This is a genomic window from Methylobacterium sp. E-025, from assembly GCF_022829705.1.
Classification (GTDB): Bacteria; Pseudomonadota; Alphaproteobacteria; order Rhizobiales; family Beijerinckiaceae; genus Methylobacterium.
Map to the genome: position 1 here is coordinate 1 of NZ_JAKSYR010000002.1, position 8,932 is coordinate 8,932.

The 8,932-nt window shown below is 58.9% G+C and carries 9 protein-coding genes; 2 read left to right on the forward strand and 7 right to left on the reverse strand.

What is annotated here, in order from left to right:
• The coding region (locus tag MKK64_RS28320) for a DUF6894 family protein (RefSeq protein ID WP_409567805.1) at positions 1-150 on the reverse strand (150 nt) is incomplete at its 3' end.
• On the opposite strand from MKK64_RS28320, the gene MKK64_RS00015 reads away from it, so the two are divergent.
• On the forward strand, positions 127-375 hold the full coding sequence (locus tag MKK64_RS00015) for a hypothetical protein (RefSeq protein ID WP_243931604.1): 249 nt from the start codon (positions 127-129) through the stop codon (positions 373-375). The genes MKK64_RS28320 and MKK64_RS00015 overlap by 24 nt on opposite strands.
• Positions 376-475: 100 nt before the next feature.
• Here MKK64_RS00015 and MKK64_RS28325 read toward each other — a convergent pair whose 3' ends face one another.
• The 6 genes from MKK64_RS28325 to MKK64_RS00040 all read right to left on the reverse strand — a co-directional run bounded on the left by MKK64_RS28325 (position 476) and on the right by MKK64_RS00040 (position 7,797).
• The gene (locus MKK64_RS28325; RefSeq protein ID WP_409567802.1) at positions 476-952 is read right to left on the reverse strand and encodes a PilZ domain-containing protein; all 477 of its coding nucleotides are present in this window, start codon (positions 950-952) and stop codon (positions 476-478) included.
• Positions 953-1,638: 686 nt separating this feature from the next.
• Positions 1,639-3,300, reverse strand: a complete 1,662-nt coding sequence (locus tag MKK64_RS00020; RefSeq protein WP_243931606.1) for a methyl-accepting chemotaxis protein — start codon at positions 3,298-3,300, stop codon at positions 1,639-1,641.
• A gap of 23 nt (positions 3,301-3,323) precedes the next feature.
• The gene (locus MKK64_RS00025) at positions 3,324-4,334 is read right to left on the reverse strand and encodes a cytochrome-c peroxidase (protein ID WP_409567803.1); all 1,011 of its coding nucleotides are present in this window, start codon (positions 4,332-4,334) and stop codon (positions 3,324-3,326) included.
• A gap of 1,804 nt (positions 4,335-6,138) precedes the next feature.
• Positions 6,139-6,582 carry a PilZ domain-containing protein gene (locus MKK64_RS00030; RefSeq protein WP_187275550.1) on the reverse strand — a complete coding sequence of 148 codons (444 nt, stop codon included), beginning with the start codon at positions 6,580-6,582 and terminating at the stop codon, positions 6,139-6,141.
• 438 nt (positions 6,583-7,020) lie between these two features.
• A complete protein-coding gene (locus MKK64_RS00035) occupies positions 7,021-7,326 on the reverse strand; it encodes a helix-turn-helix domain-containing protein (protein WP_243931610.1) in 306 nt (101 codons plus the stop codon).
• A 189-nt stretch (positions 7,327-7,515) separates the two neighbouring features.
• Positions 7,516-7,797, reverse strand: coding sequence for a hypothetical protein (locus tag MKK64_RS00040; RefSeq protein WP_147843474.1), 282 nt, complete (start codon positions 7,795-7,797; stop codon positions 7,516-7,518).
• A gap of 444 nt (positions 7,798-8,241) precedes the next feature.
• Between MKK64_RS00040 and MKK64_RS00045 the strand changes: the two genes are divergently transcribed.
• On the forward strand, positions 8,242-8,932 hold a 691-nt coding region (locus MKK64_RS00045; protein ID WP_409567804.1), incomplete at its 3' end, for a histidine kinase dimerization/phospho-acceptor domain-containing protein.

The window sequence follows — 8,932 nt, forward strand, 5'->3', positions numbered from 1 at the left end:
GCTCCTCTCGTTACGAACGAGGACGGTGTAGAACTGCGTGTCGCCATCCTTTGGCAATTGGTCTCTAGCGATCGCCGGAAGCGCATGCATCGCCTCTAAACGAATGTCGTCAGGTCCTTCACACTCGTGGCCGACCGCATCGCGGTGCATTTTGCCGTCGTAGAGGTCGAAGAAATACGAGCCATTGGCAGCTTGTCCCTAGACATCGCGCCTAGGAAAACCGTGACCAGCGAAACAGGTTCGTTTCGTCGGCTGCGGGAGCTTCCTGCTGTCCACGAGGCCGAGGAACGCGCCCGGATCGAGGCCGAGGTATCGAGCCGCCGCAGCGAGATCGAGGCCCCGTGGCGGGTAAGCGTAGGGGTCGATGATGTCTAGCGCCTGCTTGGCTGCCATCACAGCGGATAGACTCTTCAGAATGGATCCTGCAAAGACCTGAGTTGTGGGTCCGGCCTATTGCTCCAAAGCTCTATCCGTCCTAAAGGCGTGTCAATAGTCTTATCTGTGTAGGCTTCTCATCAATATCACTAGATTGCCACCTCACTGCGCTTCGACGCTCAATCAAGTCCATAAGGGCAGTGGTGGTTTTTCCCAAACGGGTTTTCGTAATAGTGACCTCGCTGTCTAGATCGGTACACAAAGCTTCGAACAATAATTCTTCATTAAATGCGTACTCTCTTAAAATTTCCTCGACCTCACAACGAACGGGATCAAGGAACTCTACGCCAAACCCATTATATTCTACGCGGGCTATGCGGCAAGCACGTGGAAAAGTACTTCCGCCAATAGAAAGATCAAAGCTAGCGGGTATGGATCGATCTCTATTGGACTGAACGAAGGCACCTAAAGACGAAATATCAGTAATTGTGCAGCGGACAGGATCGCTGAGTTGCGGAGAAAAGATGCGGCCGTCTAAAGTGCAAGATTGTCGTTGCACTCGCCTTCTTTCTGGCATAGTAAAGTCCCTTCCTATCTCAACCTCTCTATCTTGGAGCAATGCTGATATCGAAAAGTTAATAGCCCCTTAACACGGCCTTTATCATTTTATAGTAATTTTGTTACATTACGCATAAGTCAGTATTCCGGGAAAAATTATGCCTTTTCTACGAATTACGCGAACTCGGTATTCCGTAGCCCGGAAGCGAATTTTTTTCATGCTACCGGTAGATCCTTGAGATCCGCCGTAGTGGTCCACTCCCCGACCGCAGAGTCGCCACCCCTTCGAGACTTCGAACGAGCCATAAGCCGACGCCGACGGTTCCTGTTCCCTGCCGCATCGACCTTTACACGATCACCCGGCCCGAGGCTTTACCGGCATGGTACAGGGAACTGGCTCGCATCCATATCGCCGCTTTTAAACGCTCGTGCCGACAACAAGCATGATGGGGATGTGTCGGTAGGAGCGTCGCTAGGCTTTGCCGTCCCAGCGCCTACAAGGTTCTTCCGAACGACCAAAAAGAAAACCCGTTCAAACGACGAGCGCCCCAGGAGATGGACTCCTGAGGCGCTGTTTGACCTAGCGGCTAGTTTGATTGGGCTGGGGATCCCTAGGAAGTGTTTAATACGACCTCAACGCCCGCGATGTTCGCCGCTCCTGTAAGGATCAAATTGTCCAGATTGTTTTAAAGCCGATCTTAGAAATCATGCCGCGCGCACATTAGCAAGGAACTGCCGCATCTCTGCACGTAAGGAATGGGACTGTCCGGCCAGCGTATCAGCGGCGACTGCAACCGATTGTGCGGCATTACCCGCGCTTTCTGCCGAACGCGCGACCTCAGAAATGTTCACGGTGACTTGGTCCGTACCCGTCGAGGCATGGACCATGCTCCGCATAATCTCTTGCGTCGTGGCACCCTGCTCCTCAATGCCGGCAGCGATACTCATCGTTACGCCGTTCATTGCATGAATTTGCCCGACGATGTCCCGAATTGCTTCCGCCGCCCCATCCGTGGCTGCTTGGATTGCTGTAATCTGTCGGCCGATCTCCTCAGTCGCTCGGGCGGTCTGGGTCGCTAGGTCCTTCACCTCGGCGGCAACGATGGCAAACCCGCGACCAGCCTGCCCAGCGCGTGCCGCCTCAATCGTAGCGTTGAGCGCCAAGAGGTTCGTCTGTCCAGCGATGCTTGAAACAATGCCCGTTACGTCACCAATGCGCGTTGCAGCCGCAGCGAGATCGACCATGGTCCGCTCAGTTCGGGAGACCGCTTGCACAGCGGACGCCGACATCGCAGTCGCCTGTTCAACCTGACGACCAATCTCTCCGACCGTCACACCGATCTCTTCCGCCGCCGCCGCCACCGCGTGGACGTTGTCGCTGGTTTGCCGCGCGGCTCCAGCCGCGGTGGCCGAGCGATGAGCGGTGCCATCGACAGCTGCCGACATCGTGTTGGATGAGGCTTGCAGGCTGCCGACCGCTTGCCCGACATGTTCGACGATCGCGCCGACGGAGCGTTCAAATTGATCAGCGAGATCGCGCAGCAGCGCTCGTCGTGCCTGCTCCTCGCGAAGGCGACCAGCCTCCGTCGTCGCGAGTTGCTTGGCAGCTTCGTCCAGCGACATATCACGAACCGCCACGACAGCCCGGGCAATGTCACCGATTTCGTCGCTGCGGTTGGCACCCAAGAGCCTGACGCTGGTATCGCCCTGTGCTAGGCGGCTGGTATCAGTAGTGAGACGAACCAGCGGCTTCGCCAGGCCCCCTGCGAGCCACCACGCGGTCGCCGAACCGAGGAGTACTACAGCGCCTGCAAGCCCGAGCATCATCCAGATCTTCGAGGCTGTCGCTTCACGGGTCGATACGATCTGAGTGCGGGCATCCTCTGCTGCGAGTGCAACAATCTCATCGAAGCGTTTTTGTAGGCCGCGGCCTTGCCGTATCAACCGTTCCTGAGTGGGGATCTCTCGCGCTGGTCGGATGCCGAGCAGGATCTCTGCATCAGCGCGCCACTGACGCGCGTCCGTATCCGTGCTTCGCGATAACGTCTGCATCCGATCAGACAACGCAGTGTTCTTCAAACGTCCGAGCAAACCCATCAATTCGTCACTCGCTGCGGTGAACTGAGCGTTGATGGGGGCCATGTCGATAAGGTCGGTCATCGCGGTCACGCGTGCCAGCAGTTCTTCCGCTTGGCGAAAATCATCTCGGGCCGCCCGGCTGACTTCGTTCGCCTCACTCGTGCGCTCGGTGAGTGTTGCAAGGTCGGTCACCGCTCCAAGGCCGACAAGACCGGTGACACCTGATAGCAGGGCTGCCAGGAGCATGAACGCGAGTAGGGGAAGAAGGATCTTATAGCGGATCGACATCGTGCGAGGTCCCGTCGTCGGCGTCAATTTGGCAGGTTCGGCAGGGCGGTCTGCGTCTGCTCGGCTGTTAAGGTGCGCAAAAAGGCGATCAGATCCGAGTGCTCCTCGGCGCTAAGACTTAGTGGCTTCATCAGCGGCGACTTGGATGGCCGTGGAATGCCACCACTTTCGTAGAAGGTGATAATCGCGTCGAGGTCGGCAAACTGGCCAGCATGGCCGAATGGAGCGCGGTAGGTCAGATTGCGCAGGCCCGGCGTCTTGAAGGCGTACTGCGCGAGTGGATCGTCGGGCGCGAATGCTGCTCGACCGACATCCTTGGTCGGAATGCCGATGTCGTGGAACTGACTGTCCGTGAAGTTCCAGCCCGTATGGCATCCTGCGCATCCAGCCTTGCCGTTGAACAAAGCAAAGCCGCGTTGCGCAGCAGGCGAAATCGCTACATCGTCTCCCTCAATCCAGCGGTCAAACGGTGCGGATCCGGCCACAACCGAGCGTTCGTAGGTCGCAATCGCCGTGAGGATGTTGTCTTGCGTGACACCATCCATCGGAAACAACTTTTTGAACGACGTATTGTATTCTGGAATACCCTTTAGGCGCCCGATAATCTGCGGGAACTTACCATCCATTTCTCCTTCCGCAGTAATTGGGCCCATAGCCTGGAGTTCCAGGTTGGGCGCACGCCCATCCCAAAACAATGGCGATATCCAAGCTGCGTTCAGTACAGTTGGAGCCTTTCGCGGCAAAGGTTTGTTGGTTGCACCGATCGCGCCTGCAACTGGGACTTCGAAGCCAAAGGATGGATTGTGGCAACTCGCACAGCTAATATTCTGCTTTCCACTTAGACGGGGATCGAAAAATAACATCTTTCCGAGAGTTGCCAGTTGCGGTGAATAGGGTGCTTCCTCTGGAAATGGGATAAGATCGGGCCGTTTATAGCTTTGTTTTTGATCGCTATAATCTTGAGAGTGGGCGTTGATGCTGGCGAGAGCAAAACCTGCAGCCAGAACCGGGGCGATCTTCCGCAAGAGCGGCATGACTGTCCTTAAAGATATCTACATATTGCTGGTAATCATAGCATACGATAAAATCCTTAATTAAGCACTAATTAGTGTTCTAATCTATTAGGTACTCTGCTTAAATTGCTTTTGCATCACATTCATTGATAGCCTACCGATGCGCCACAACCTTAAACTTGAATGGGCGAGGTATGAAAAGTATAGGTTGTAAAAGATATCGGTTGCCCTAACGGGTTTGATCCTTTCTCCTCTATCAGAAGTAAGGTTTTTTGGTTCGAAAATTTGATAAAGTACGTGCTCGGTTAAGAGGTCGCCGGATATACTAATGTATGAGCGTCTATGTCCCCAACGGCATGCACGGTTGACCGAAGCGCATCCGAGGCATCAGACAAGCCCGGCTCGCCCTTCGCCGCGTTCGCCCTGATCGTCAGAGGTAAGCCTCGGCGTTGCGCGCGGCACGGATCGCGTCGGCCAATCCACCGACTGATGCTGCGAAGTAGGCCGGCAACCCTGTGTTGGCGAGAAAGTCGTCGTTCGTCATACCGTTCGCCTACATGTCATCACCGCATAGCTCGCACCGGCTCCGCCACCCGCGCGGATGTTCGTAAGCCACTGGCGTGAGAGCGACCCTGCCGTTCCGGCAGCTTCTTTGACGGTGCTGCTGGCCTTGTTTTCCACGAACTTAACACCCTCTTATCCTTGGGGTGCATCGGTTTGCACCCCCCCCCTCGGCCAGGAGGCGGCGTCCCCGTCGCATCCATGCCTGCCATTCCCGGCTGATGATGCGTAGCAGGTTCGGCTCGTTCTTCCGCCCCTGATGCCGACGCTCCTGAATGATTAGCAGGCCATCGCCCTCGGCGAGGCGGATCGCAGCCTGGGCCAGCCGTCGGCACACACCAGCACGCGCTGCGATGGCGTCGATGCAGAGCCCGCACACGCCTTTGCCGGCTACCTCGTCGCCGACGATGCGCAGCACCGCGAGTTGCCTGGTCGTGAACCTACTAGCGAGGGCCGGCGGCATCGGGCCGGAGCAGGCCAGCAACCGGCGACGGTCTCGCGATGCTGATCTATCAGGCGAGACGGCCGCGCACCGAGGTGGGAACAGGCTCGCACGGCCGGCGGGGATGCCAACGGGCCGGACGCCCTCTCAGATCGCGCTGCGACGCCCGTGGAGGCGTTCGGCAAGCGCCTGGGCCTCCGCGTCGCCCAAGGCACCTGACCCGTGCCCCTGCCACACCTGACGCGATAGCTCCTCCATCTGCGCAAGCGTCCGCGCGCCGTCGACCGCGGCGGCCATAGTGCGTGAAACATCACTCACAGCCCTGTTCAGGCCGCGTCAAAGCAGGAGTAGGGGCATCACCTCACACGCACTGAAAGCTGCTGGCGGGTGCCATGTTGTCGAGGAAGGCACGCCTCGCTACAGCGCGCCATGGACAAGCTTGACGCCCTCCTAGACCATCTTAAGGCCCGCCAGCGCGACCTAATCATGGAAGCCGCTCAGTACGATACGAAGCCGGCCGACAGCAACCTGAAGCGGATCGCGTAGCTTGAGAACGCCATCGCGGCGGTGGGAGCGGTGGCCGACGAGGAACGGGGTCGGCGGCGACGGTAAAGCCGACGACGTATCGCTCATCCTTCAACAACTTGTCTGGTTCATGGTGGACGCCGCTGCATCCGCAGTCGGCAGGTCCTCGCGATCCGCTGCAGCGGTCCTGCTTGCCCCCGAGCAGGGCCGCCACCTGCTTTTTCGCCGATACGCCCCTCGTGCTCTGCAGCTCAGAAACACACTGGAAATGATGTGCACAGGTGCGGTGTTGTGCCTTCACAGCACGGTGTGCTCGCTGACTGCTACGTCGTCGAGTGGTTCGAGGAAAGCTGCGCCGATGCCGCGCTCGATTTGGCGCGCGACTGTTGCACGTCTTTGCCCAATCGTGATCGGTTGTCCTACCGCGAGCGGAACATCGAGGCGCAGCGCCACGCCTGATGCTGATAAGTTCACGATCTGCGCAGGTATGAGGCTGCCATCCTCAAGGGTGACTTGCAGGTCTGTTCGTGTAGGAACAATTCGACGGTGAGTGCGAACGACCTCGGGAGGGCGGCTTTGCTGGCGAGCTAAGTCGATGAGACGCCGCGCTATTTCGCCGGGGGCGGGGTTGGTGCCCTTTACGCGAATGACGAAGTCGCAGGCTCCTACTCCCACAACTTCAACGTTGATCGCCCCTACGTCGCGGATGTTGCAGACGAGGCGTTCATCGAGCCGTGGCATTGTCGCGGATCGTAACCTCAGCCCACTAACCGAAATGTCGGCAGTGACAGCGTGAAAATCTGATCCGTCGTAGCGCATGCAGAGGGCGGGGACGATGACGGCGTGCTGTGTATAGGTTCGCTTTACGGTCATGTCCTGGTAGGCGATTCTGAAGCGCTTCTCATTATAAGGGAGTCCATAGTCAAAATGACGAGCTAATTTTTTTTGAAATCGGCGTAAGGTTCAGTTTTATCCAAACCATATAGCCGTATCTATTGCGATCAATTATTTAATCGTTACGTAAAATGGTAAAAATCTTGACTTTTGCGTTGTAGCTGGAGTTATACAATTCAGGTAGAACGTGCATTGATTGTCCGACGCTCTATCACGCTTTTGAACACCATCTTTGTCAGTGTCCCTGTTGAAATCTTAGGAAACGGTCGTGGACAGAGCCGTCAATCATTTAACCGTGTTTTTGGTTTCGTAGGCTGCCACGACCGCGGCCGAGATCCGGAGCAGCTTCCCGCCGTACTGAAACCCGGCCAGGTCGCCCCGTTGAATCATGTTTCGGATGTGGTTGCCAGAGCACTGCCACCGATCGGCCAGCGTCTCAGGCGTGTAGACGTTGTGGTAGCTGGGCCATTCCTTCGACATTAGGGGCGGAGCCTTCCGCTTCCCTGCATCTTTCGGTCCCGGCCCCTGATGAGCCGGCGGCACAGGCTCCTGCTCGACGGGGGCAGCCTCGAACGCCGTGTCGAGCGCCATCCGCTCCCAGACAACAGCTTCGCCGAGCCGGCGAGGGCGGGGCAGCTTCCCGTCTTCCACGAGGGCGCTGAAGGCGACCGGATCGAGACTGAGGTATCGAGCCGCCGCAGCGAGATCGAACGCTCTGGACGGGTCGGCGTAACGGGGGAGTATGGGGGGTAAAGTGTCAGCCGCTGATTGAGAAGGGCGTTACCTCGCATGTCCGGGTGAACCGGGTCCGACCGTTATCTTCGTCCGTTCGATCATCGATACGAGGACGGTGCGGAAAGCCTTTTGAATATCGGAGCCGCTGTCGGCCCGCTCTTCACCCGCGAGGTCCGACAGCAGATCATCCATAGCCGCTGCCCTGGCCTGCGGCTCGGACTGGTTCATGGCGAACCGTAGAATAGCGTTCTGAGCCGTACCCAGATCCTCGCGCTGCGCCTTCTCGATCAGAGTCCGAAGGACGCGCGTGCATTCGTCTCTGAGCATGATTGGTGGTCCTAGGTTCTGAGAAGTGCCCGCTGCCGAGAGGGTCCGCCGGGAGCGATCGAAGCAGGCCATAAGCCGGCGTCGGCGGTTCCTGTTCCCCGCAGCACCGACCTTCACGCGATCACCCGGCCCAAGGCTTCACGGGCACGGCACAGGGAACTGGCCCGCGCCGACCTGTCATCGCGTGCTCTCTGTGCCGAGCTGCCTGCCGGCGTTCGCGACCGCCGCGGCGCGCGAGCGTCGAGAGGCCTGCCGTGTAGCAGATGGCCCGTCGCTGACCAGCGACTAACAGGAGGCACGATGTCTGCCGCTGAAGGCTGACAGGCATTTTACCTCTCTTACAGGGTGGCAGGCGTATCGTTCGTTCGAACCCTGGAGTTCCTGGATCGCGATCGCCCGCCTGTGGTCTCGCCGGGCAAAAACTGACACGGCACGCTGGTCCACATGCAGCCTTTCCCCCGGTTCCCGATCGCCCCCGCGGACCAAACTGAGACTGCCGCTGCGACGCAGGCCATCATCCTCAATCAGCTCGCCGAGGGCGTGATCGTCACCGATGCGGTGGGCAGGATCTCGATGGTGAACGGGGCTGCCGCTGCCATCCACGGTGTTGCTCGCCTCGATGTCGAGCCCGATGCCTACAGCGACACCTACCGCCTCTTCACCGAGGATGGGCGACCTTACCCGCCGCTTGAGTTGCCGCTGGCGCGCGCGGTGCGTGGGGAGACGGTTCGGGAGGCGCGGTGGCGGATCGTCCGGCCGGACGGTGTCGAAGTGCTGGCCATTGGCAACGCTCAACCGCTTCGTGGGGCGGATGGCCAGCAGATCGGGGCGGTACTGACGCTTAGGGACGAAACCGCACGTGAGACTGCGGAGCGCGCTCTGTTCGAGTTGAACGCGACGCTCGCGCAGCGTGTGCAAGAGCAGACGCGCGTCGCCGAAGAGGCGCGTACCGAGGCCGAGCGGGCGAGCGAGGCCAAGAGCGACTTCCTCGCGACGATGAGCCACGAGATCCGCACGCCCCTGAACGGCATCCTCGGCTACGCCGACATGCTGCTCGACGAGACCCACCTGCGGGCGGAGGACCGTCACCGGCTCGAGCTGATCCAGGGCTCGGGCGCCGCGCTGCTCACCGTCG